Annotated in this window: 12 protein-coding genes, 1 tRNA gene and 1 pseudogene; 3 read left to right on the plus strand and 11 right to left on the minus strand. The window is 48.1% G+C overall.

The features are described 5' to 3' along the window. Nucleotides 1-617: 617 nt before the first annotated feature. Both QVO66_RS08320 and QVO66_RS08325 read left to right on the plus strand, forming a co-directional pair. A complete protein-coding gene (locus QVO66_RS08320; RefSeq protein WP_021855008.1) occupies nucleotides 618-2,183 on the plus strand; it encodes an ATP-binding protein in 1,566 nt (521 codons plus the stop codon). A 239-nt stretch (nucleotides 2,184-2,422) separates the two neighbouring features. Then, nucleotides 2,423-4,642, plus strand: coding sequence for a DUF5703 domain-containing protein (locus QVO66_RS08325; RefSeq protein ID WP_441295431.1), 2,220 nt, complete (start codon nucleotides 2,423-2,425; stop codon nucleotides 4,640-4,642). A 247-nt stretch (nucleotides 4,643-4,889) separates the two neighbouring features. Here the strand turns inward: QVO66_RS08325 and QVO66_RS08330 are convergent, their stop codons facing one another. Both QVO66_RS08330 and QVO66_RS08335 read right to left on the minus strand, forming a co-directional pair. Then, nucleotides 4,890-6,062: an iron-containing alcohol dehydrogenase gene (locus tag QVO66_RS08330; RefSeq protein ID WP_021855010.1), complete on the minus strand. Its 1,173-nt coding sequence runs from the start codon at nucleotides 6,060-6,062 to the stop codon at nucleotides 4,890-4,892. 144 nt (nucleotides 6,063-6,206) lie between these two features. Next, nucleotides 6,207-7,439 carry a Cof-type HAD-IIB family hydrolase gene (locus QVO66_RS08335; protein ID WP_021855011.1) on the minus strand — a complete coding sequence of 411 codons (1,233 nt, stop codon included), beginning with the start codon at nucleotides 7,437-7,439 and terminating at the stop codon, nucleotides 6,207-6,209. 372 nt (nucleotides 7,440-7,811) lie between these two features. On the opposite strand from QVO66_RS08335, the pseudogene QVO66_RS08340 reads away from it, so the two are divergent. Next, a pseudogene (locus tag QVO66_RS08340) lies at nucleotides 7,812-10,551 on the plus strand (family 78 glycoside hydrolase catalytic domain). Nucleotides 10,552-11,395: 844 nt separating this feature from the next. Here the strand turns inward: QVO66_RS08340 and QVO66_RS08345 are convergent. The 9 genes from QVO66_RS08345 to QVO66_RS08385 all read right to left on the minus strand — a co-directional run bounded on the left by QVO66_RS08345 (nucleotide 11,396) and on the right by QVO66_RS08385 (nucleotide 26,609). Then, nucleotides 11,396-14,227, minus strand: coding sequence for a putative LPS assembly protein LptD (locus QVO66_RS08345; protein WP_021855015.1), 2,832 nt, complete (start codon nucleotides 14,225-14,227; stop codon nucleotides 11,396-11,398). Between the two features lie 233 nt (nucleotides 14,228-14,460). Next, entirely contained in the window at nucleotides 14,461-16,737 is a 2,277-nt protein-coding gene (locus tag QVO66_RS08350; protein WP_021855016.1) for a cation:proton antiporter, read from the minus strand. A gap of 287 nt (nucleotides 16,738-17,024) precedes the next feature. Next, nucleotides 17,025-18,248 carry a peptidase T gene (pepT, locus tag QVO66_RS08355; protein WP_021855017.1) on the minus strand — a complete coding sequence of 408 codons (1,224 nt, stop codon included), beginning with the start codon at nucleotides 18,246-18,248 and terminating at the stop codon, nucleotides 17,025-17,027. Nucleotides 18,249-18,964: 716 nt separating this feature from the next. Next, nucleotides 18,965-19,168, minus strand: a complete 204-nt coding sequence (locus tag QVO66_RS13720; RefSeq protein ID WP_418874811.1) for a hypothetical protein — start codon at nucleotides 19,166-19,168, stop codon at nucleotides 18,965-18,967. A gap of 65 nt (nucleotides 19,169-19,233) precedes the next feature. Then, entirely contained in the window at nucleotides 19,234-21,543 is a 2,310-nt protein-coding gene (locus tag QVO66_RS08365) for a TonB-dependent receptor (RefSeq protein ID WP_021855018.1), read from the minus strand. A 114-nt stretch (nucleotides 21,544-21,657) separates the two neighbouring features. Then, nucleotides 21,658-22,005, minus strand: coding sequence for a hypothetical protein (locus QVO66_RS08370; protein WP_021855019.1), 348 nt, complete (start codon nucleotides 22,003-22,005; stop codon nucleotides 21,658-21,660). Between the two features lie 749 nt (nucleotides 22,006-22,754). Beyond that, nucleotides 22,755-22,828: transfer RNA gene (locus QVO66_RS08375), tRNA-Arg, on the minus strand. Between the two features lie 373 nt (nucleotides 22,829-23,201). Beyond that, complete coding sequence (locus tag QVO66_RS08380) at nucleotides 23,202-24,575, minus strand: tryptophanase (protein ID WP_021855020.1); 1,374 nt, start codon at nucleotides 24,573-24,575, stop codon at nucleotides 23,202-23,204. A gap of 954 nt (nucleotides 24,576-25,529) precedes the next feature. Then, complete coding sequence (locus QVO66_RS08385) at nucleotides 25,530-26,609, minus strand: TlpA disulfide reductase family protein (RefSeq protein WP_021855021.1); 1,080 nt, start codon at nucleotides 26,607-26,609, stop codon at nucleotides 25,530-25,532.

Genomic DNA, 26,609 nt, shown 5'->3' on the forward strand with positions numbered 1-26,609 from the left:
AGGCCAAAAGCATGGATTTTTTGATGCAAAAGCATGGCTAACGAGTGAAAAACAGGCATGTAATGCAGCATAAAAGGCCCACTTTTGCATCGTAAACGGCAGAGTAATATTTTTTAACGGTCTGGGTTTTAAGTCTAAAATCACATAAGAAGCTGTAAGTCAACAACTTAACAAAAACACACGATTTTGAGCCTTTTTCGCATAAAATCACACTGATGCGCAGAGCATCGCTATTCTGGAAGCGTCAAACGTATCTCAAATGATAATTTTTTATTACATTATCAAGCCTCATAACATGTAAAATTCAACGCCATTTTTCTGCCATCTTAGCCAATTTTTTCATCTTGACGCCTGTCCTCATTGCTATTCTTTCACTGACGCTTATAACTCAGTTCACACACAGCCATTATTTTTTGTTTTTCGCATGCCCTATAATGTCTGTATTCAAACAAAATTGCGTATATTTGCATTAAAATATATAGGATGCGGCTCGGCAATGCTAATACCAGAAACGCATTTTTGTTTTCGCGTTGCTCTCGCCTTTCACTATATTGGCATATCAGACGAGCCACAGGCCGTTCATTCAGAGAACTATCATATAAAGGAGAAACGCAAAGATGAAATACCCAATAGGAATACAAAGCTTCGATCAGATAATAGAAGACGGATACGTTTATGTAGACAAGACGGACATGATTTATGACCTCACGCATGAAGGAAAAATCTACTTTCTAAGCCGTCCGCGCCGCTTCGGAAAGAGTCTGCTTGTGTCTACGCTGAAGAACTACTACCTTGGCCGCAAGGATCTTTTCAAGGGTCTTGCCATCGACGGCATGGAGAAGGAGTGGAACGTTTATCCTGTGTTCCATGTTGACTTCAACGGCTCCGACTTCACGCAGGCCGGAGTTTTGGAGAAACGTATAAACGGTTATGTTTCCGACTGGGAGAAAGAATACGGCGTGGTGTCTGACGGCGACACGCTCGACCTTGGCGGAAGGTTCATAAAGATTCTGGAGGCTGCGCATGCCAAGACAGGTCGCCGTGCTGTGGTGTTGATAGACGAGTATGACAAACCGATACTCGACGTGCTCGACATGAGCCGCGAGCTTGAAGACCGCCACCGCAACGTTCTCAAGGCCTTCTACTCCGTGTTCAAGGGAGCTGACGCCCATCTGCAGTTTGTCCTGCTCACGGGCGTAACCAAGTTCTCGCAGGTCAGCGTGTTCAGCGGTTTCAACCAGCCCAAGGACATCAGCATGGATGCGCGCTACGAGACGCTGTGCGGCATAACGCAGGATGAGCTTGAGCATTATTTCAGCAGTCCTATATCCGACCTTGCCGTTGAATACCAATGCACTCCGGATGAGATGCGCCAGCGGCTCAGACGCCAGTATGACGGATATCACTTCAGCAAGCGTATGACGGGCGTCTACAATCCTTTCAGTCTGCTCAACGCTCTTGACAGTCTTAGCGTTGACGACTATTGGTTCCGCTCGGGCACTCCGACATATCTAATCCGCCTGCTTGCACACTTCAACGAGAACATGAACGAGCTTACGGGCAAATATTACGCCATGGAGGAGTTCATCGACTATAAAGCCGACGTGGAGCGCCCGCTGCCTATGATATACCAAAGCGGCTACCTCACGATAAAGGACTACAACATGCGCCACAACACATTCCTTCTCGACTTCCCCAACGACGAGGTAAAGAAGGGATTTCTCACGATGATAGCCTCTTCGTATCTTCAGCCGCGCGAGCGTCTCAACGGCTGGATATTCGACGTGATTGACGCCATGGAGGCAGGCGAGGCCGACAGTCTACGCACGCTGTTCACCTCCTTCCTGTCGAGCATCCCCTACACCATGCGCCGCAAGGACAATGAGGCGGAGCGCGAACGCTACTTCCAGTACACGTTCTATCTCGTCATGCGTCTTATCAGCGTCTACACTGTTTACACGGAGAAAGTGCAGAGCCAGGGGCGTGTTGACTGCGTGGTTGAGACTCCGCAGTATGTCTATATCTTTGAGTTCAAGCTCGACGGCACGGCCGATGAGGCTCTCAGTCAGATAGAAGACAAGGGCTATGCCCGCGAATATTCGGCCGATGCGCGCCGTGTGTTCAAGATCGGCGCCAGCTTCTCGTCGGAGACGGGGACTATAGCAGACTGGATATGTGTCTGAAACAGAACGTTCAAAATGGCATTTCAACCGCAATAGCCTACCGAAAAAAAGATAACAAATGATAATTTCCTACTTTTGATAAAAGCAATATGAAAAAAACGTACTACAAAACGCTATCGAAAAAACAAGTCAAGAAAAAACATTTTGCCTTAAACGCAAACCGGTACGGCCGTCTGTCACATTTCACTTACTATGCGATGCTGGTGCTTGCAATTGTCTTAACAGCAGTGACAACAAGCATGCCGGCAGCTGCAGCCGGTAAAGCGGCAAGAGGAAAAGACTATGTTCCGGCAGACTACACATGGACGACACAGAGCAAAAATTCATCTGAATCAATGCCATGCGGCGGACACGACGTGGGCATGAACGTATGGGTGGAGAACGGCGACGTAATGATATACGTGGCACGTAGCGGAATGTTCGACGAGAACAACACACTGCTGAAAGCCGGACGACTGAGACTGCGCCTTACGCCCAACCCGTTTAACGGTGCAGATGCAGGCTTCTGCCAGACCCTGAAGCTTGATGACGGCGCTGTTTACATAAAGGGAAAAGACACGGAAATACGCCTGTGGGCAGATGTGGAGACATCTGCCGTGTTTGCGGAGATAAGTTCAAAGACAAAGACAGACGCCACCCTAAGCTATGAAAGCTGGCGATATAAAGACAGACCGGTTACAAAAGCCGAATGCCAGCAGTGCTCATACAAATGGAATTTGCCAAAGGACTGCACCACATATCAGGATTCTATACGTGCAAAGGGCAACACACTTGTGTTCTGGCACAAGAACCGCGAACAGACTGTGTTCGACTTTACTGTAAACAAAGAAAACCTAGACGGCATTAAAAACAATCTGTACAACCCCATCGGCGGCCTGCGATTCGGCGGTGAACTCGTTGCCCCGGGTTTCACTTTCTGCGGCACTACCGACGGCACCTATGCCTCAACAGACTTCCGTGCATGGAACTTTAAGGCTGAAGGCATAAAAAAATCTACAATAACGCTGAACCTATATGACGGCGACAAGGCCCCGAAGATGCCTACGGCGAAAGAGTCGAAAAGAAGAAGTGCTGCATGGTGGCACGCTTACTGGCAAAGAAGTTATATCATACCGGCCGACAGAAACGACAACACGGACAATCCGACAAGCAAATGGCAAGGAATACTGCGCAACTACGAACTGTTCCGCTATATGCTCGGATGCAACGCCTACGGAGAATGGCCCTCTAAATTCAACGGCGGACTGTTCACCTTCGACCCTGTATACGTAGACCCGAAGACGCCTTTCACACCAGACTACCGCAAATGGGGAGGCGGAACCATGACGGCTCAGAACCAGCGACTGGTTTACTGGCCTATGCTAAAGAGTGGCGATACGGACATGATGGCATCGCAGTTTGACACATATCTGCGACTGCTGCCCACGGCCGTTGCACGCACAAAACATTATTGGGGACACGGAGGGGCGTCGTTTACCGAACAGATAGAAAACTTCGGACTGCCAAATCCTGCCGAATACGGCAAGCATAAGCCCGGCGACGACTACGGTATGGAGCGAAACGCATGGCTTGAATATCAGTGGGACACATCATTGGAATTCTGCTCAATGATACTACAGGCGCACTTTTACACCGGAATGGACATCACGAAGTATGAACCGCTGATTGTACAATGCCTGCAATTCTTCGACGAACATTATCAGTATCTTGCAAAACAGCGCGGAGTAAAGGCGCTCGACGGTGAAGGAAAGCTTATACTCTACCCTTCATCCGGATGCGAGACATACAAAATGGCATACAACCCGTCGAGCGTGGTGGCAGCATTGCGCACAGTGACAGAGCAGTTTGAAGCATACAAGGCAGCCAAAGGCATACAAGACACATCTGCTTATGCCCTTGACTCTACGTTCATAAGCCGCATACCCGACATGCCGCTGCGCACAATAGAGGGTGAAACATGCATAGCCCCTGCCATTGTATGGGCCAGAATACAGAACGTTGAGACGCCGCAACTGTATCCGGTATTCCCATGGCGAATATACGGCATGGGGCGCCCCGGATTAAACATTGCACGCAACACTTATCTTAAAGACCCGCACGCACTAAAGATGCGCACACACATCGGCTGGAAACAGGACAACATCTGGGCTGCATGCCTCGGCCTTACCGACGATGCGGCACGCCTTAACCTTGAGAAATTTGCCGACGGCCCTTATCGCTTCCCTGCCTTCTGGGACCCTGGCTATGACTGGGCACCCGACTGTAACCGCGGTGGTGCGGCCATGATAGGCTTGCAGGAAATGCTGCTTCAGGAAGCACCCGACGGTCAACTGCTGCTCTTCCAGGCATGGCCACGCGAATGGAACGTGAAATTCAGACTTCATGCGACAGGCGGAAGAATAGTCAATGCGGAGATAAAGGACGGAAAGATAAAGGTTGAGACAGAGAAAACAAAATAAAAACCACTTGTCTGCCACAAGAAAAACAATAAAGGAAGAATGTATAATGATGCGTAAACTGCGGCAAGACAAACCATGAAGGCCGCAAATATGTCAGAGCACAAGCAACCTTACTGCAAAAAGAAACGGACAATACACGTTGACACGCTACGACATTATATATTCATAACCATATTGAGACAACAAACAAGGCCTTGCGCATCAGTATTGCTCAAGGCCTTGTTTCATATCATATCACCGCATTGGTTTAGCGGTATGCCTTCTCATAAATAGCAAGTATTTCGTCTTCTGTCAGCATGCGCGGGTCAAGCTGGAACAAGCCTCCCATTGTTTCCTTTGCATTCTTAACCATTTCAGGAAGATCCTCTTTCTTAATGCCCCAGTCGCTCAACTTCAAGTCGTCAACCTTGCAGGCCTTCTGCATCTTGACGAGAGCATCAATAAAGTCAGACGGACGCTTACTCGGCTCCATAGTCATGGCCTCTGCCATCTTCATGTAGCGTTTCATGCTGTCATTGCGGAATGTCTCAAAATAAGACTGCGACAGACAAATCAGTCCTGCGCCGTGAGGCAGTTCAGGATAAAGGGCACTCATGGCATGCTCCATTGAATGTTCTGACGTACAGCTTGATGTAGACTCAACCATACCGGCCAGCGTACTTGCCCATGCAACCTTTGTCCTTGCCTTCAAGTTGCGTCCGTCAGCCACTGCCACAGGCAGATACTTGTAGATAAGACGGATAGCCTCGAGAGCATAAAGGTCGCTTATCGGAGTGGCACAGTTTGCGATGTAGCCCTCAGCTGCATGGAAGAATGCGTCAAAGCCCTGATAAGCCGTAAGTCTTGGCGGGATGCTGAGCATGAGTTCCGGGTCAACAATAGACATTGTCGGGAATGTCAGCTTGCAGCCAAAGCCAATCTTTTCGTGAGCTGTCTCATGGGTAATAACAGTCCAAGGGTCAACCTCTGTACCTGTGCCGGCCGTTGTTGGGATGGCAATAATAGGCAGAGCCTTCTCAACGGGCTTGTTCTTGCCTGTACCTCCGGCAATATAGTCCCAGTAATCGCCCTCGTTGCATGCCATTATGGCGATGCTCTTTGCAGAGTCGATAGAGCTTCCGCCGCCAAGACCGATGACGAAGTCGCACTTCTCGTCACGGCACAGCGCAGCTGCCTCCATTACATGCTGCTTGATCGGGTTGGGAAGAATCTTATCAAAGACAACGCTCTCAACATTATTCTCCTTAAGATAGCCTACCACTTTATCTAAATAGCCATACTTCTTCATTGAAGTTCCGCCAGAAATAACAATCAACGCTTTCTTACCAGGCAAATTTTCTGTTGCCAGCCTTCTGAGTTCGCCGCATCCGAACAATAATTTTGTAGGAATGTGCAGATTAAATACAAGGTTCTTGTTCATGATCGTATTAATTTAAAGTTTTCAAAAGCAAATATAATAAATCTATTACAAACTAAAGAATAAATATGAATTTAATTTTAAATTAAAACCGACAAGCAGCTTTATGCTTATATAAAACATTATACTCCTGATTGCAATGTCTGCCTATTTACGCTTCATGACGCTGTTCACTACGCGCACTGACGAAACGAGTTTGCCGGTGGACGTGAACACGTCGACATTCCACACATGAGACGAGCGGCCCTTATGCACAATGGTGCCCACGGCACGCACCGTATCGCCCTCATGGGCCGAAGATATATGATTGCCGCTTACCTGCATGCCGACAACATATTCGTCGGGATTACATATTATCATAGAGCCAAACCCTGCCACTGTCTCTGCCAACGCAAGCGTGGCTCCGCCATGCAGGATGCCAAACGGCTGACGGTTGCGGTGGTCAACGGGCATAGTGGCCTCAACGCGGTCGTGAGAGGCATAGGTGTACTGTATGCCGAGGTTGCCCATAAGCGTAGACTTCGACTGGGCATTAAGCTCATCGAGCGGAATCTCGCTCGGACGCACCTCTGCCAAGAACGCCTTCTCAACAGCCACAGCCACGCCGTCTTCATTGTTAGACAGTGTGATATAGTCGGCACAACGCTTCACAGATCCTGGCGCATTGCCCATGGCTATTCCGAGACTTGCCAGCTGCAACATGGTAACATCGGCCACGCCGTCGCCGAAGACTACGATGTCGTCAGTCTTTATGCCCTCCATCTCCATTACGGCAGCCAGCGTGTTAGCCTTGTTGACGCGGCAGCCTACCACCTCGAGGAAGAACGGCTCTGAGCGGAACACGTCGAGCACACCGTCGAGACGGCGTTTCCAGTGGTTCTCCAGTCCTACGAGAGCCTCCTCGTCGTCGCTGACAAGCATGCACTTGCACGGAATGAAGTCGATGGCTATGGAGAAATGTTCCTCATAGACAATCTTCATGCCGTTAAGCTCGGCTTCGGCCTTGATGTGCGGATTGTCAGGCATGTTCGTAACAATACAGTCCTCATTATAAGTAAGGATGCCAAATCCATTTTTGTCGGCCTTCTTCTCAAGATAAGGTATCAGTTCGGGATTAATGCGGCGCTCAAATATCACTTCGCCGTCAGCAGCCCTTATAACCTGTCCGCCGTTATACGCCATAACATATCCGTTGTAGGTGTCAAGCTCGAGCATCTTGGCAAGTCCGAGCAGTCCGTATGTCGGACGCCCTGACGCCAGCATTATTCGCACGCCCATTTGCTGAACCTTGCGCAGCGTTGCCAGCGTGCGCTTGCTTACCTCCTTGTTGTCGTTCAACAATGTTCCGTCAACGTCCAGAACAAGCATCTTATATTTCATAGCTCAATGTTTTAAGGGTTATGTCAAAACAAGACAAAGCTCATATCCTGCCGCCGTATGCTGCTTCAGCCGGCAGGCGGCACGGCCTTTATCTTTCTTACAAAAATACGTAAAAACATTTTCATATTCTCACTTATCAGGCTATTTTTGTAACGGCGTTTCAGTTTTTTAAGGAATGCCGCGCCTTTGCCTCCACCTTTATAAATATATCTAAAAAAGGGTTGCCAAAGGTGCAGAGGGCAAATTTACGTTCAAAAGTCGACAAAGCTGCTGCAAAAGAAGTTACAACCGACAACTGAAGGCGTCATCATATAAATAAGACAAATTCAACGCAGCCCTGCCGCAAAGGCAAGGGCACAAACACTGAAAGAGATGAGAAATTTTCTGTTATCTATCCTTCTGCTCGTATCGTGCAGCATGAGCGCGAAGCTCACCGTTACAAAACTTACGTGCAACTATCAGGACGGACTGGCCGTAACAGCCGGCGACATACGCGTGGGCTGGCAGATGAAGGCCGACACCAACGGCGACAGGCAGACTGCCTACCGCATAAGGATTTTTGAGAACATAACCGGCAAAAGTGTCTACGACTCGGGCAAGACGGCGTCGGCCGAAAGCCAGCTGATATCGCTGCCGCCGCTGAAGGGCAACCGCCACGGCTACTACTGGCAGGGGTGCGGGTGGGCACGGCTACTACTGGCAGGTGTGCGTATGGGACGCCGCCGGCAAGAAGTCGGCATGGAGCCAGAGGCAATATGTGAGAGTGGTGCCCGAAGACCTCGGGGCTAAATGGATTGGAGCCATAACCAAAGCTGACGCAAAGCTGCCCGAAGGACGATGGGCCAACTCTGTGTTCAAGAAAGACAGCTTCAAGGCAAAATGGCAAGACACCGACACGCTGTCGGCTAAAAGCATAATACTGAGAAAAGAGTTCAGCACCGGCAAAAGGAAGATTACAGATGCCGTGGTGTACATAAGCGGACTGGGACACTACGAGATGAAGATAAACGGACGTAAGGTCGGCGACAGCGAGTTTGCACCGCTTTGGAGCGAATACAGCAAGACCGTCTACTACAACACCTACGACGTGACACAGCTGCTCGCAGAGGGGCGCAACGCCATAAGCGTGCTGCTGGGCAACGGATTCTTCAACGTGCAGCGCATGGGCCGCTACAGCAAGCTGCAGACCAGCTTCGGCCCCCCGCAGATGATTATGCGCATGGAAATAAACTTCAGCGACGGCAGCCGCCAGGTGATAAAGAGCGGCGAAGACTGGAAATACACGCTGAGCCCGATAACGTTCAACAGCATCTACGGAGGCGAATCTTACGACGCAAGGCTCTGCCAGCCCGGCTGCGACATGCCCGGATTCGACGACAGCAGATGGCATGACGCCGTGCAGGTGGAGGGACCAGCGGGCACGCTGACGCCACAGACTGCACAGCCCGTGAAGATAATGGAGCGCTACGGCGTGAAGTCGTGGATGAAGATACATACAGATTCGCTGGCAGCAGCGTCAAAGGCCACAAAACGAGAAATAGACCCGTCTGTGATTGTTGCCGACATGGGACAGAATCTTGCAGGATTTCCTGAGATAACAATCGAAGGCAAGCGCGGACAAAAGGTTACAATGCTCGTGGCCGAGAAGCTCACTCAGCAGGGAGCCTGCGACCAGAGGCAGACCGGGCGCCAGCATTATTACGAATATACCCTGGGCAGCGACGGCACGGAGACATGGCATCCGCGCTTTTCCTACTACGGCTTCCGCTACATACAGGTGGAGGGGGCGGTGCGCGAGGGAGAGCCAAACCCGCAGGGGCTGCCCGTACTGAAGAAACTCAGCAGCTGTTTCGTTTACAACTCTGCCAGAGAGGTGTCGTCGTTTGAATGTTCAAACGAGCTGTTCACCAAGACTCACCGCCTCATAGAAAGGGCTGAGCGCAGCAACATGCAGGCCGTGCTGACCGACTGCCCTCACCGCGAAAAGCTGGGATGGCTAGAGCAAGACCATCTGTGCGGCCCCAGCCTTCTATACAACTACGACATGACGCGCTTTGCGCCAAAGGTGATACGTGACATAACCGACACGCAGAAGTCAGACGGCATGGTGCCCACCACGGCGCCACAGTATGTGTCGTTCGGCAATCTGTTTGACGACTCGCCCGAATGGGGCAGCACGCTCATCATCATGCCGTTCATGTATTATGAGCAGTATGGCGACAGCACGCTCATCACCGCCAGCTACGGAGCCATGAGCCGATATGTCGACTATCTGACGTCGCGCGCCGACAGCGGCATTGTGAGCCACGGACTTGGCGACTGGTACGACTATGGTCCATGGCGTGCAGGCTTCTCAAAGAACACTCCCGTACCACTTGTGGCAACGGCCCACTACATCTTCGACCTACAACTGATGACACGCGCTGCACGCATGACTGGCAACACGGCCGACGCAGACAAATACTCCAAGCTGCTGGCATACACCACGGATGCCTTCAACAGCCGCTTCTTCAAAGCCGACTCATGCACCTACGGCACGGGCAGCCAGACATCCAACGCCCTGCCGCTATATCTCGGACTTACGGGCAACAACAAGCAGGGCGTGCTCAATAGTCTCGTGGCCGACATCAAGGCACACGGCACACGCCTGACAACGGGCGACGTGGGCAACCGCTATCTGTTTCAGACGCTTGCACAGAACGGACTCAACGACCTGCTCTACTCCATGCTGAACCATTATGAGACGCCAGGCTACGGCTTCCAGCTGCGCCACGGCGCCACGACGCTTACCGAGCAGTGGGACCCCAACCAAGGCTCGTCGCTCAACCACTTCATGATGGGACAGATAGACGAATGGCTCTTCAAGACTCTCGCAGGCATACAAAACCGCCCCGGCACCTACGGACTGCGCCACTTGCTGATAAAGCCAACGCTCGTGGGCGACCTCAAATATGTCAATGCAAGCACAGAGTCGCTCTACGGCAAAATCAGCGTCAGCTGCACACGCAGTTCGCTCACCGTTGACATACCCGTAGGCTCAGACGCCACCATCGTGCTGCCCGACGGCACCGAAAAGCAGGTCGGATCGGGCAAACACACATTCAACTTCTGAATGCATATCCATACAGACAGCCCTGACGGCAACAACACCTGACGGGCATCTGAAGCCTATATGGCCAATAAGAAAATCTGAAACATAATAAAACCGGGCAAAACATTATCCACAACATGTTTTGCCCGGTTTGTTTTTTACACGCGCAAGATTATTACGGCTTATCCTAACAGCCCTCTCACCACCCCACACCCTGTCCCACATTTCCGGCAAAATGAGGCGACACAGGCGCAAGAATAAATAATAAGTTTCAGTCATGCTCGCCTTAACTAACCAAAGGACACCGGTCTTGCCACAAAAAGCCATTCATTTACGACAAAAAAACGGCCACTTTTGCATCAAAAACGGCCCACTTACGACCCGTAAACGATAGGTTAATGATTTGAAACCTAATCACGCCATTTTGCTTACAGTCCGTATAATGCGAACCGCAGTTCAGACCATCCGTTAACAACGAAGGCATATTTTACTTTTAGTTTTTTGCCCTAAAAAAATTCTGCTGCAATTTTCGGCCTGTATACATGGCACGGATCTGACAGAACAAAGGCAAATCATTGGCCTGCCCATGCTCTGCCAACATCTGTATCAACCGATGCCGGCAGGTTTGAAATAAAGCATCATATTTTGGACAAAATGACAGATAGAGACTAAAGCCGACAGCGGCATTACAGCTGTCTGATATATAGTCGGCAGCTATACAGAAAATAAAGAATAAAAAAAGCCAACTCGCTACATCCATCATCAGGAAATACTGACTATAAATAAGGATGTAACGAGCTGGCTTGTTCTTATAATACTGTTATGTTCAGCTCAATGTTAAAGTTTAACGCGGTTACGCCTCACATCAATACCACTGCACGGCGTTGCTGTAGCCGCTGCGCTTGTCGTATTTAAGTGCATCGGTAAGAGTGGCGGCATTACATCTGAACGAGAAGTTGTAAGATGTGTATGGAGCCAGCACAACAGAGCAGCTCATGTTGAAGCAGTGGAGGTCGCGGCTCAGCGATGCAGTGGTCATAGACAGGTCATGGTTCTCAAAGTCGTAACCGGAAGAGAAGCTGATGTTCCATCCGTCGCTGATGCGTATGTTTCCGCTGAAGTTCAGGGTCTGCGTAAATGCGTAAGGATAGCGCATGGTCTTGGTGTTGAACTTTCCGCTTGTGTTCTCACGCATCGTTATTCCGTAGCCGAATGTGAGCGACCATGGCATTGAGAACTTCATGTATCCGTCTGCGTCGGTCTCGGCCTTGCCTGCATTCTTCTTTCTCGCACCGTTCTGTCCGTTCACCATATCGTCATCAACGTTCGACTCTATTCCGGTGTCGTCGTCCTCCGTGTTGTTGTCATCCTCCGTGGCGTCTTCTTCGTCATCTCCTCCGCCGAACCATTTCTTCAGCTTTTCGGGATTAAGGGTGAACGAGATGTTCTGCGACAGACCCTGGAAGCGGCCAAAGCGGCCCTTGCTGTACTCGGTATGGTTGCTGACGTATGGCCTTCCGTTATCGTCAAGCTCGTAAGCATAGGTTGCAAACACGGCATTGAGGTTGAATGTATAGTTCTTCCACCACTTCAGCCTGAGCCTTACGGTAAGGTCGCTCCATGGTTTCTCCTTTGCAGCCATGTTGTAGCCCATGTTGAATCCGAGTTCGTCTATAATGCTGAGTTTCTTGTATCCGGTAGAGTCTTTGTCCGACTTCACCTTCATCTCAATGTTGTTCGACAGGTCGAAGGTTACGCTTCCCGTCTTTCCCCTCGACGGCACATTGAACAAGCCGTTCTCAAAGGGTGAATATTCAACGAGGCTTACATTGCCGTCGGCATCGGTCTTCTGGTAGGTCTCATAGTATCTCGAGCCGCAGTCGGGCGCATAGCTGAACGTAACCTGAGGCGTCAGCACGTGGCGTATGGCCTGTATCTTGTCGCCGAAAATCTTCTTCGACGGAACCCAGAATCCGTACATCTTGGTTGAGGCGCCGATGCTCATGCTCCAGTTGTATACGTTGTAGAATCCGTATGTTGTGTCGGCGCGCTCTGTCTGTGCCTGCTCATCCCACGACTTCATCACCTTGTTGGAGTACATGCGGTCGGTGAAGTTGAACGAGGGGTTGATGTTGATATAGTTGAACAGCGTGAAGTTGGCGTTGATAGGAATATTGTGCTGGAAAGCGTTGCGCCAGTCCTTTATGAGGTTCGACTTGAAGAGCTTGTCTTCCTTCGTGTCGATAGAGTTGCTGAACTGTCCGGTATAGCTCATAGAGATCTTTTCATACCAGCGCTCTTTGCCGGCCATGTGCTTGCGCTTGAACGGATAAAAGCGGCTCACAGAAATGTTGAGGTCAGGCAGCGTGAGGCTCACGGTAGAGTCTATCATGTTCTGGCTGAGGTTGGCCGATCCGCTGATGGTCATGCCAAGGCTCGAGAACGATGTGCTCCAGTTGACGCTTGACGTACGCAGACTCTGTGTGTAGCTCTGCGGATTGTACATACTGTTAAGGTTGTTGCGCTCATAGCTCGTAGATGCGAAGTTGACGCTCGCCGAAAGGCTGCTGAAGGGGTTTGACTTAGGATCCTGACGATGACTCCACTGCAGCTTGAAGCTGGTCTGTTCGGTATAGTCGGGCATACCCTTGTCGCCGTTCTTGGTGTTCTGGTAGCTGAAGAAGAAGCTTCCGTTATAGCGGTAGCGCTTGCGGTAGTTGCTTGCCACCGACAATCCCCACGATCCCTTTGTGTAAATTTCGCCAAGCAGCTTGAGGTCCCACTTGTCGCTCATCGCAAAATAATATCCTCCGTCACGCAGATAGAAGCCGCGCGAGCTCTCGTCTCCGTAGCTCGGCATGATGAATCCGCTTGAATAGCTCTTGGTGAACGGAAAGAATCCGTAAGGAATGGCCAGCGGCAGCGGCACATCTGCCACTACGAGATAGGCCGGACCGAACACAACATCCTTGCCGGGGCGCACCTTTGCACGCGACAGGGCTATGTAGAAGTCAGGGTGAGGCTGGTCGCATGTGGTGTAGCGTCCATGCTCAAGATAGAGCACTCCGCTCGAGTCGCGCTTTGAGTGCTGGCTCGACAGGTAGCCGTCTTCCTGTTCAGTATATACATTATATATAAAGCCTTTCTTGGTCTTGAAATTGAAGGCCATGGTGTCGCTCTCATATTTGTCCTGTCCCATGGTGAACACCGGAGTGCCGGATATGGCTCCGGTTGAGTCGGCAGTACCCGTTGCGCGCACCAGACTGCTGTCGAGGCTCATCTGTATGCGGTCGCTGCTGAGGTCCATGTTCTGATATTTCACGTTTGAGTTGCCGTATAGCCTCGCCACCTTGCTCTTTGCGTCATAGACCATAGAGTCTTCAGACGAGAAGGTAACGGGGGCGTCTAACGCTCCCGACTTCTTACGGTTTATGCTGTCGAGCCTGATCGAGTCGTCCACCTGTTTGTTATGGTGATATATGGCAAGTTGAAGCGAGTCCATGTTGGTGGTGTCGGGCTCGCCTGACTTATCTGTCGAATCTGCCGGAACGGAGTCAGACGACACCGTGTCGCCCACACTCAGAGAGTCGTTCTGCGCGCGCCCGTTGTCATTTTCCTTGAACAAAGGCAAGGAGGTGCCTGCCATCACAAATATGAAGGCAAACAGCAATACAAATATTACGGTTTTAGTTCTCATATAATGCAGGGTGCAAATTTACAGAAATTAAACCTAATAGCACACCAAAATCGCCTTTTTATTTAATATTTAACGTTTTACGTGCACCCGTATGCCTATTGCACCGGCATTTATGCAAGTATGAAAACATAATCGGCACATATATCTGTGCCTTAGACGGTTATGCATTTTTGCATCTAAGAAGCAATTGGCCCGCCCTGCCAGCCCAATAGCTGTTTGCGCCATGACCAGGGTCAGCCTGCCGTGCAGTCAGACGCATGGTCGTTGTCCCTGCAGAAGCGCTCTATGTCGTCCTGCTCGCCGACAATCCAGATAGCCTCGCCGTGACGCAGCTTGTGCGACGGGTCCATCTGCGAGAGGTTCTCCTTGCCTTCCTCAAGTCCTACGACCATACAGTTGTACACATCACGTATGCCGCTGTCACGCAGCGTCTTACCCGCAAAGATGCCGTTGCGGTTTATCACCACCTGATGGAGTTTCATCTCACGCTTCTCTATCTCCGGGTCTTTATCATGCAGCTCTGTGTTCAAGGCCTCGCTGAAGGCTGTAAGCTGGTCGTCGCTGCCGATAGCCTGAATGTTGTCTCCGGGAAATAATATTGTTCCTCCGTTTGGGATGTTTATCCTCTGGCTGCCACGCAATATGCTGCTGATGTGCACCCCGTATCTGTTTCTGAACTCCAGTTCGCGCAGCATCTTGCCTGCCCATAGAGAATCTTCGGGAATGGTGAAATCAGAGATATGCACGTCGCGGTCGAGCAGGCGGCCTTCATACAGCGGACGCCTACGGCCCATGACCTCGGCAACAATCTCTCTTGAACGCAGGTTCTGCATGAACAAGCGCTCCATCTTTATGCTTCTCTTCTTCAGCGAGCGCGATATTATCATAAGTGCCACGGCGGCAAGCGCTATGCTTATCATCAGCGCATTGGTGAAGCGTGTAAGATAATAGCATATATAGAACACAAACGCCGAAGCCACGGCCACTCTCACAATGATTGTCAGAATGAGCGGCAGACGGTTGTAGGGATTGCTGTTCCAAAGAGCCTTAAACTCCTCACTGTGGTTTTTCTTCATCATTATAGCCCTTAGGAAAGGAGATATAAACAGCAGCGTGAGCAGTCCGCATGCCGCATTTGCCCACCAGTGAGGCAGAAGCTGACGCACGAAAGGCAGGAAGAAGGTGAACATAAGGGCTATGGAAGCGCCCGAAAGTATGGAATAAATCACCGTGATGCGCACCATCTGCTTTATCAGGGTGCGCCATTTTGCCTCGGGCTGCGTGGTCTGCTTGGCAAGCGTAAGATTGTTCATGGCCATAATCCACTTTTTGGGCAGGCGGCGTTCGAGCATGCCGTAAGCCGGGGTGGCCATGCGTATCATATAGGGTGTAAGGAAAGTGGTTATCACAGAAACGGCAACCACAACGGGATAAAGGAACTTGCCGATTACTCCGAGCGAAAGGCCAAGCGAGGCTATGATGAACGAAAACTCGCCTATCTGAGCCATGGAGAAACCGCACTGCATGGCCGACTTGAGCGACTGGCCGCCGATAAGGAAGCTCAAACTGCCAAAAATAACCTGCCCGAGAATAATTACAAGTACAAGAGTTACTATCGGCCATGAATATTCTACAAGAATGGCGGGATCGACAAGCATGCCGACAGACACGAAGAACACGGCTCCGAAAAGATTCTTCACAGGCTCTACAACCTTTATTATGCGCTCGGCCTCTATCGTCTCGGCAAGGATTGAGCCCATGACAAATGCTCCGAAGGCGCTGCTGAAGCCTACCTTGGTAGACAGTACGGCCATGGCGCAGCACAGACCGAGAGCCACGATGAGCAGCGTCTCGTTGTTGATAAACTTACGCATTGACCTAAGCATGAGCGGAATAAGGAAGATACCCACCACAAACCACAGGATGAGAAAGAAGCCTATCTTCATCAGGCTGCCTATCATCTGTCCTCCGTCGGGATTCGACCCGTTGGCTATAGCCGAGAGCATAACCATCATGACAATGGCCAGTATGTCCTCAAGTATCAGCACGCTCATAACCAGTCCGGCAAAGCGCTGCTGCCTAAGGCCAAGGTCGTCGAAGGCTTTATATATAATGGTGGTGGAACTCATGGCGAGCATACCGCCGAGAAAGATGCTGTCCATACGGCTCCAGCCGAACAGATGCCCCGTGACTATGCCCAGCATCATCATGCAGAACACGATGGAACACGTGGAGATTATGGGCGAAGCGCCCATCTTAAGTATCTTCTTGAACGAGAAATCCAGACCTAACGAAAAGAGCAGGAACATCACGCCTATGTCGCCCCACGTGCTGATGTCGGCCCTGTCAGCCACCGACATTATGTAAGGCATGTGCGGACTTACCAAGAATCCTGCCACGACATACCCCAACACAAGCGGCTGTTTAAGCTTCTTGAAAACTATGGTCACTATGCCTGCCACCACAAGAATAAGTGCCAGGTCTTTCACAAGGTGTGGAAGTTCGCCCATTCTTACTGTCTGTTTTTGTCAATATGTTTAAATGTTCAGGGCTGAAAGCAGAAGTTATCAACACTGTCTCCTGCATGATTATATACAGGCAAGACACAAAACCACATTCTGCTTTCAGTCCTGTAAAAGTATTTGTATAAGTGGCGGCTCACCTTACACCGCAATGTGCTAAGGCGTGCCGCTTATGATGCCACTGCCGCATGTCGCCGTCGGCCATACCGCATGCAGGATGAATTATGCCATGCAACGGCAGGACAAGGCGTGCGCGCATGCCGCACGATATGTTATCAGTCGTTATATTCGGCCGTAATCTCACATATTTTAACGATTACCTGCATGGCCTTTTCCATAACCTGAACAGAAATAAACTCGTAAGGTCCATGGAAGTTTACGCCGCCGGCAAAGATATTAGGACACGGCAGACCCTTGAACGACAGCTGAGCTCCGTCTGTTCCGCCGCGGATAGGCTCTACCTTAGGAGGCACACCGCTGTCCTGCATGGCCTTGAGCACGATGTCGATAACGTGCATCTTCGGATCTATCATCTCCTTCATGTTGTAATACTGGTCTTTCACGTCAGCCGTAACAGTGCCTTCGCCATACTTCTTGTTCATCTCTACAACGCATTTCTCGATGAAGGCCTTGCGCTCCTCAAACTTATCGCGGTCGTGGTCGCGGATGATATAAGACAGCTTGGCGTTCTCTATGTTCGACTCGATGCCCAGCAGATGATAGAATCCTTCATAACCTTCTGTTGTCTCCGGTGTCTCGTCAGCCGGCAGCATTGCTGCAAACTCGGCAGCCAAGCGGTTGGCATTTATCATCTTGCCCTTGGCATATCCCGGATGAACGCTAACGCCCTTGATGTTTATCTTGGCAGAAGCAGCGTTGAAGTTTTCAAACTCGAGGTCACCCAGGTCGCCGCCGTCCATTGTGTATGCCCATTCACATCCAAACTTCTCAACGTCAAAGTGGTGAGCGCCCATGCCAATCTCCTCGTCAGGATTGAAGCCCATGCGTATGTCGCCGTGAGGTATCTCCTTATGGTCGCGCAACCAGCACATGGCCTGTACGATTTCGGCTATACCAGCCTTGTCGTCAGCTCCCAGCAGAGTGTGGCCGTCGGTAACAATAAGGTCTTCGCCTACATGCTGCAGCAGTTCGGGGAATTTCTTTGTTGATGATATTATGCCCGGTGACAGTTCGATGTCCTTTCCGTCGTAGTTCTTGACAATGCGAGGCTTCACATTCTTGCCGCTGCAGTCTGGAGACGTGTCGTAGTGGCTGATGAAACCTATAGTAGGAACTTCCTTCTTGATGTTAGATTTCAGTGTGGCATAAACGTAGCCGTTGTCGTCCATCTCAACATCATCAAAGCCCTCGTCCTTGAGTTCATCTCTGAGATATTTTGCAAAATCAAGCTGTTTGGCTGTGCTCGGCACGGTCTGGCTGTCCTCGGCCGACTGTGTGTCGAAGCTTACGTAATTCAAAAATCTTTCAACTATGTCCATGATATTTTTATATTATTCAGTTGTTTTTCAAAAGTACATGCTACACCCCACCATATCATGGTGCGGGCTATCAGAATGCAAATATATGAAATTTTATTGAGATACGTCAGTGTTTTTACTGGTTAATTAGTCTTAACTGTTTAACTTTTTACGTATTGTAAGCATCCTTGTCGTTTCTGTCTGAGATTAATATTGCTGACATACATAAAAAAATCTTCATGTAGATGCATTGTGCCATGTCTCAGGTATTGTGCGTAACATAGTTTGGCGTTTATTGTGAATTTCCTCTGGTTAATGACAATTGCAGCGTAGACTGTACCTATATGATGTCGTTGCTACCGCTGTCATTGCCAGTGTGATGCTTGGTGTCTTTGCTGTTGATAAAATATCGCGGCGACATTTTGTGAAGTATTGTGCCGTGTTGAGTTTTTTATTCAACGCCCACAGTGGCTTCACAAATGCTACCGTTCAGTTATCCTGACCCGCTTTGATGTGAACTACATTATTTTAATGTTATTACTGTCCGGTAAACAATCCGATAACCCATTAAAATTAAGGGTTGGCATCTAGAATGATGTCAGCCATTTTGGTTATCTTTTGAAGTCGCCAAACAAAAAAAGATTTAACCATGGATAAAAGTACACATTTCGTTGGACAGCCGTAGGAATGGCGGTGAGGAGTGGATTAGACGGCTGAAAATCACCGATTCAACAACGCTAAGTCTTTTCTCCAACGCTATATTCAAGGGTGTCGAGCGGCATCCTAAGACGAGCAGGAAGAAGGGTGGCATCAAGGTGCATTGCCATCAAGATCCAAATATGGGTCACCCTAATAGCAAGCGACACGCTTTCTGACGTGGTGAAATACAGCTTCGACAGACTGTCGAAGCTGTAATCTGCCCCATATTGGCTGCATATCATGCACAAGCATACTGTGCAGCACTACTGCACGTCGTTCTGAAGGTATATCTTAAAGTCTTTCATTTTTATTTCATCAATGTTGGTACATTCCTTTGCATACTGTTTACAGAAGGTAGATTTTTATTTCTTATTTTCTTTCCTGCATTGAAGTTCCATGTAACCTGCAGATTTATCTGTGTGTTGTGTGACAAGTTCTTTTGTATTGAAGTCCAGTCGCTGCCATATATCGTTTTTTTATTGCGTGTGTATATCAGTTGGTTGCATTTTAATGCTACATTTAGATTATTGTTGAAAAATGACATATATGCTCCTGCGTTCAGCCAGAATCCGCCGTTATAATCATATTCAAGTGATTTACCTTTGTTCTCGGCCTGTATTCCCAGTGTCAAATCCAGCCACCGGCATAAAGTGAAATTATTATCGCTTCTGAAAAATATGCTTGCATTGTTTATGCTTTTTCCTGGCATACTTTCATGTGTAAGTGTAACATACAATCCGTTTTTGTTATACCAAAATTTAAATGGCTTAGTTGTATATCCAATTCTAAAAGTATGAGTTACGGATATTCCCTTATTCTCTGGCTTTGTATAATAAGTCCCGTTGCGGGTTTCGTCTTGATAGGTCATGATTCTTATCACGTCATCACAATAAGTCAGATTATAACTGGCAAGCCAGTTTGAATTAAAAGAATAATATATTTCCATATTGTAAAAGTTCTCTTTCTTCAGATTTGTATTACCTATACTATAAAGGTTGTTGCTTTGCCATACGACAGAAGGAATCCGGTAATTATAATTGGGTAATGAATAATAGTGCTTAAACCCGAATGTCAAATAACGTCCTTTTGCTGAGTTTATAAGCCATTGTGTGAATAACGACGGATAGACACCGTCTTCCCAACTCCTTGTGCTATTCTCAGGCGACCTATAATCACTGTATATGTTCTGTGTGCCGTGATATTGTAGCGCAAAATACACATAGAATTTCTTTTTTATTAAAATATTGTAATCAATCCATGCGCCATAATCATATCCTTTATTTGTATAGTGTCCGGTAGGAATATATCCAAGAGTTGTGGTTCCATTGTCTTCGTGTCTGTCTATAAGATAGTAATATTCCAATCCGATGTTTAAGCCTGAGTTGGCTGTTGTTTTAAAATGTACTATTGGTTGCACAGAGAAGTGGTCTGAATTGCTTTTTAGCGCAGCATTATCAGCAATGCCGTTATATAAATAATCAGCATTCTCGTTTTCTTTGTTTTTTGAATATTCTGCACGTAATCTAAAATAGTTGAGGCTGTCTTTTCCAAAACCTTGCTGATATTGTATGCCGGCATTATATCCAGAAATTTTATTTTTCCCTGATGTTAAAAGATTATTATTGCCGTCCGTGCTGTTTTGGCCGGAGCGGAGCCAGCTGAAATCAGTTCCACCGTAAACATCAAGCCACGTTACTTTATTGAAAGAATACCTTAATGAAAGGTTGTCTCTCAAACTTTTGAAACGGTTATTATTTTTTGTATCAGTAACAGTCTTGTTTTGTGCTGTTTCTGTCTGTTGTTCGAACATTGATGTTGAGCGGCTATAAGGAACTCCTGATAAAAAGTTCTTTACGCTAAATTTTCCGCGGTTATACAGAATGGTGGCCATGGGGCTAGTGCTTTTTATTCCATTGTAGTCTGCTTTACCTGCAAGTGTAACTGATCCGAGAACGCCTCCTTCTTCACGTAAAAATATCTTTATAACACCTCCTGTTGCATTAATGCCGTAGGAGGCATCCGCATGTGGAATGATGTCTATGTGCGCTATCATTGACGGCTGAATGTTTTTCAGCTGTTCAAACGATATTGGCTGATTGTCAAGATAGTATAACGTGTTTTTACGTCCGCGGACACTTATTTCATCGTTTGAGACATCAAGGTCGCGTATAAACTGTAAAAATTCAGACAGAGTTTTCCCCTTGGCAAGAGGGTTTCCTTTCACACGAATACTTGTTTCTCCGTTTGGTTTTATGTCTGAATATTTTGCCATGACTATAACTTCATCGAGCATTTCTGAAACTTTAGTCATGAGGAGCACATTGGTGGATGTGTCTTTTTCCAATGATAAATCATTATTATAGGTCTCATATTCCAAATGGGATACCTTCATGTTGTAGTAGCCAATCGATATGTTTTTTATCTTAAATTTGCCTTCTTTATTGGATACTGTCTGAAACGTGGCCTTGCTGTTGTTTTTTGATGAAATAATTATTGTCGCATTGGATATAGGCCTGTTTTTATCATCCTGAACGGTTCCATCTAAAACTATTGTATTGTTTTGTGCGTACAACGTTGACGTTAGTATTAATATAAAAATTAAAGCAAATGTTCTCATAATTCATTATCTTTTTTGTTGAAAGTTATATTTAAGGCATACAATACAGGTATTGTTATCTTGCCTTAGTCAATTTAAATTATACCCGTGCAATTTGATATGTAGCCACAAAGGTTAATATACCGTTTGATTTGTACGAGTAATTGAATTCAACAGAAAATCTGCCGGAATTGAGTATAAGGATTTTCTGTTCAGCGGTATGTCGGCATAAGCCGTTTCATAACCCAGCGGTGTTGTTCTCACAGTCAGAGTATCGTTGTATTTAGTGTTGTTTACAACGAATTTACCTTCTTTGTCCGTAAGTTCTCTTGTTATCAGATTCGAGTCAGCTGTTTTTATCAGTGCCATGCTGGAATATTCCATAGGCATACATAGATTCTTTACCACCTTGCCTTTTATCTGCTGTGTATTGGCTTTTGTATGTGCAAGAAGCATGATAATTGGTATTGTAAGTTTTTTCATATTTATAATTTTATTGTTCTTTCTGTCAATATTTTTATATACGATTTTCCATATCGTGTTTTTGAAAGATATGGATTAAATATTACCTCGTCTGTTATGTGTATGCATACGGGATGCAAGGCTAACTGCAAGTCGGCAGACACTAAGGTTGTGCTTTTATGGGCAATTTTCTAATTTGTACAATATTTAGACTGCCAAAACTATGCCATAAAACGTATTTTACTGTATATCAGAAAGATAGACTAACACCCCATTTGCGTACATGTCTAAAACTTGGACAGTGGTGTATAAAAATTAGACAGTATGCATACCCGGAAAAGAGAAAATAAAACTTTCAGTGGTTAAAGGAGCATGTTTAAGTGAAGAACGAAAAGTGAAGAGTGAAAAATTCGATACTCTTGTGGATTATTGTTATTTCACTTTTCATTTAACCGCCTGTACAACCGATATGAACCAACAAAGCTAATGTGCCGGCTGATTTGCAATCTGCCGGAATTAAGTATAAGGATTTTAATCCGCTTACTTCCTATTTTAATTTTTGTATGAATTTCGGATCACAAATTAGCTTCGCTGACCGTTGGTTCTGATACTTAATGCTGTCGAATTTTTCGCTGCGCTCAACAACACGTGCATATCCGACAGAACATTAGCCTTGTTGTTTCCTGTGCCACAGGAGGAACTAAAGTCAAATGTCTAATTATAAAAAAATAAGCGGAAACCCTTTTTCTTACAAGGATTTCCGCCGTATGTGATCCCGTTGGGATTCAAACCCAAGACCTTCAGAACCGGAATCTGACGCTCTATTCAGCTAAGCTACGGGACCATTGCTGTCGGCTTCCACACGCTGTGCATGCGCCAAAGGTGCGCATGTCTGTGCAAGAAGCAAGTGCAAAGGTAATATATTTTTTTCGATTTATGCGTCTGTTGCCACATAAATTATTGAAAATAAGGAATAGTTAATAACCGACTACAGACCTACAGCCGCAACGGCACATGGCCTTTGCATCTACGGCGGCGGCAACATGAAGCGGCAAAAACAAACCCACGGCACGGCAAGACGCACGCACCTGAAGGCAACGGCACAGAACAAGAGCCGACGGACATGCGCCATAATCTGGATGCGGAGCATCTGTCCGTCGGCTCATTGGTATGTCAGGCCGAAACGGCCTTTATGTTTTCTACTTTATAAGTATATATTACAGTCTCTCGAGCTGCACGGTGAAGTGACGCATGAGCGGTGCTTCCCACGCAATTCTTACACCGCGTGTAATCTCAGCCCTGCGCTCATAAACGTTCTTCAACGCAGCAGCTATAACAGCGATGTGGTTGTCTGTGTAGACGCGGCGCGGAATGGCAAGGCGCAGCAGGTCGAGACCTGTGAAGCGGTTTTCGCGAGTAACCGGGTCGCGGTCGGCCAAGAGATAACCAATCTCGCATCCGCGGATACCTGCCTCGAGATAAAGCTCTATGGTAAGTGTCTGTGCGGGGAACTCCTCCTTCGGAACATGTGTGAGCACCTTTGGAGCGTCAACGAAGATGGCGTGGCCGCCTGCCGGGCGCTGATAAGGAATGCCGTACTCGTCGAGCAGGCGTGCGAGCAGCTGCACCTGACGGATGCGTGTGTCGAGGTTGTCAAACTCAGTATTCTCATCGAGACCTATTGCCAGTGCGTTCATGTCGCGTCCGTTCATACCTCCATATGTCAGATAGCCTTCAAACTGCACACAATAGCCCTTGGCGCCCTCATACCACTCCTGCTTGCGTGTGGCAATGAATCCGCCCATGTTTACGAGTCCGTCCTTCTTGGCGCTCATTGTCATGCCGTCTGCCAGAGCGAACATCTCGCGTGTAATCTCCTTTATGGTCTTGTCGGCATATCCTTCCTCGCGTGTCTTGATGAAGTAAGCATTCTCGGCGAAGCGTGCAGAGTCGAACACAACGGGCTTGCCATACTTGTCGGCAACGGCGCGCACCTGTCTCAGGTTCTCCATTGACACGGGCTGTCCTCCTGCTGTGTTGTTGGTTATGGTTACGATGATGAACGGTATGCGGTCGCCGTGCTCCTTGAGCGCGTTCTCAAGCTTCACAGGGTCAACGTTGCCCTTGAACGGCACCTCGAGCTGAGTGTCCTTAGCCTCGTCGACGGTGCAGTCGAGCGCGATGGCCTTACGTCCCTCGATATGTCCTTTTGTAGTGTCGAAGTGAGAGTTGCCGGGCACGATGTCGCCTTCGTGTACGAGATAAGAGAACAGCACGTTCTCTGCGGCACGTCCCTGGTGTGTAGGTATTACATACTCAAAGCCCGTGAGCCTCTGTATCGTCTCTTTCAGCTTGAAGAATGAGTCGGCTCCGGCGTAGCTCTCGTCGCCCATCATTATTCCGGCCCACTGGCGGTCGCTCATTGCGCCTGTGCCTGAGTCGGTGAGCAGGTCTATATACACCTGGTTGGCTTTCAGTTGAAACACGTTATAGTGAGCCTCTTTAATCCACTGTTCGCGTTCTTCGCGTGTGCTTTTGCGTATAGGCTCAACCATCTTGATTTTCCAAGATTCTGCGAATGGTAATTCCATAGTTTAAGGTTTTAATAATTTCAGCTCCAAATTTAATAAAAAACCAATTATGCAGCAAGCACATTTCAATAGTTTTTTCATTCATTTATAATTTTTGTAATAATATCACGCCGCATATATGCCCTCTGCCGGCCATCATCATGCGGCTGCATGGACAAGGCGGCATGCCACTAAGCCGTGTGTGGGCCACCATGCCGCCACGGAACCAACCTAAGCACACCGAACACTGATATGCCTGTAGCCGGCAGATTGTAAATATTATTCGCAATTTTCGTCCGTTTAACGCTCTCAGAATTGCCATGCCCGAAATAAATACGGCATTCGTCAGAAAAACAGGACAAAATCAAATTTTACATATAACACACTACAAATCAAGTAGTTATACATTTTTCAAGTCAAAATCAAGAGTATCAGAAGACTAAAAATGACCGGTTTCAGCATGAAAGACGGCCTTTTATGTGCCGAAATACAGCCTTTCTGCATGCAAAAAGCATGCTTTTAGATGATGAAAAACATTGATTTACGACCTTCAACGATGTTCTTTTGTTAATAAAAGACAACAAAGCGAGATTTAGACAAGATTCTATTAACATACGTTACACTTTGTTTTTCTGTAACGGAGAATAATTTTGTCATTACTTTTTACCGTCATCAAGACTATTGCCGAAGTATGCACGCAGCACGGCCTTATGCCTAAAGATGTGCCTGCGGAATAATGCGTAAAGGCATGTCAGACACAAACGAAGTGACTGCGGCAGATATACAAATGCCTGCCGACAGGCAACAAGGCAATAAGGCATACGCAACAAAAACAAAACTGACGGGCAGCAGCATTGCCGTAAATCAGCAATAAGCCTGTCCGTCAGCTTTATTACGGATATGGCGCACAGCACCATATACATTATATATATCTGAGATGCCTCTCAGGCAGTGCCATGCCGGCGCCATGCCTATTTAGAATCCGTAAATCTCTTTGAGCTTCTCGCCGAGATCCTCGCCCCTCAGGTCTGTGGCAACAATCTTGCCCTCGCCGTCGAGCAGCACGTTGGCCGGTATTGCGTTGATGCCGTAGAGGGGAGCTGCGGCACACTTCCAGCCCTTCAGGTCGCTGATGTTGGGCCACTTCATGCCGATGCTCTTAATGGCAGACTTCCATGCCTCGGCACTGTTGTCGAACGAAACGCCCACTACCTCGAAGCCCTTGGCATGATATTTCTCATAGTTTGCCACTACGTTTGGCATCTCCTGACGGCACGGTCCGCACCAGCTTGCCCAGAAGTCAACGAGCACATAGTTGCCCTTGCCGCACCACTCGCTCAGCTTGCGCTGCTTGCCCTCGGTGTCGTTCATCGTCAGGTCTGTGAACATCTTGCCGGGCATGCGCTTCTCGAAGGCTGCAAGCTGCTGCTTGACGCGGGCCAGGGCAGGATGGTTATAGTAAGGAGCCGACGGACTTAGCAGGTCTTTCAGCTCGTTATAGTCGAGCGCGGTGTAAATCTGACTCAGATAAACGGCCGGTATAAGGTTGTCCTTGTTGGTCTTTATTATGTTCAGCATGTCGTTGAGCATAGAGTCTCTCACCACGTTGAAGCGCTCTGCCAGAGCCTTAGCCTTTGCCTTGCCGGCTTCGCTGTTGTCTCTCGCCACCTTCTCATACTCGGCATATATCTCGCTTGTTGCAGCGTCATACTTCTTCAGCGGCAGGCTGCACTCAAAGAGTTTCTTGTTGAGGTCAGAACCGGCCATGGTGTAGTTCACCAGGTTCATGTCCACAGGTGTTCCGTCGTTGAAGAATGCCATGCCCTCATTATTTGCGTCCAGCATGAATATCTCGTTAAGGTTCTGCTTTCCGCTCAGCTCAAACTTTCCGTTGCTTACCGTTGCGCTGTCTAAAGCTGCGCGCTGCCCCATCACATAAAGATAAACCTTCGATACGCTTGCGGGCACTGTTCCCGTAATCTTGTAAGCAGTCTCCTGCGCCTGCATCGAGATGGCTGCCATCACCGTCAGGGCTGTTGTCAATAGTTTTTTCAT

The sequence above is a fragment of the Prevotella sp. CAG:255 genome (assembly GCF_000431195.1).
Taxonomy (GTDB): domain Bacteria; phylum Bacteroidota; class Bacteroidia; order Bacteroidales; family Bacteroidaceae; genus Prevotella; species Prevotella rara.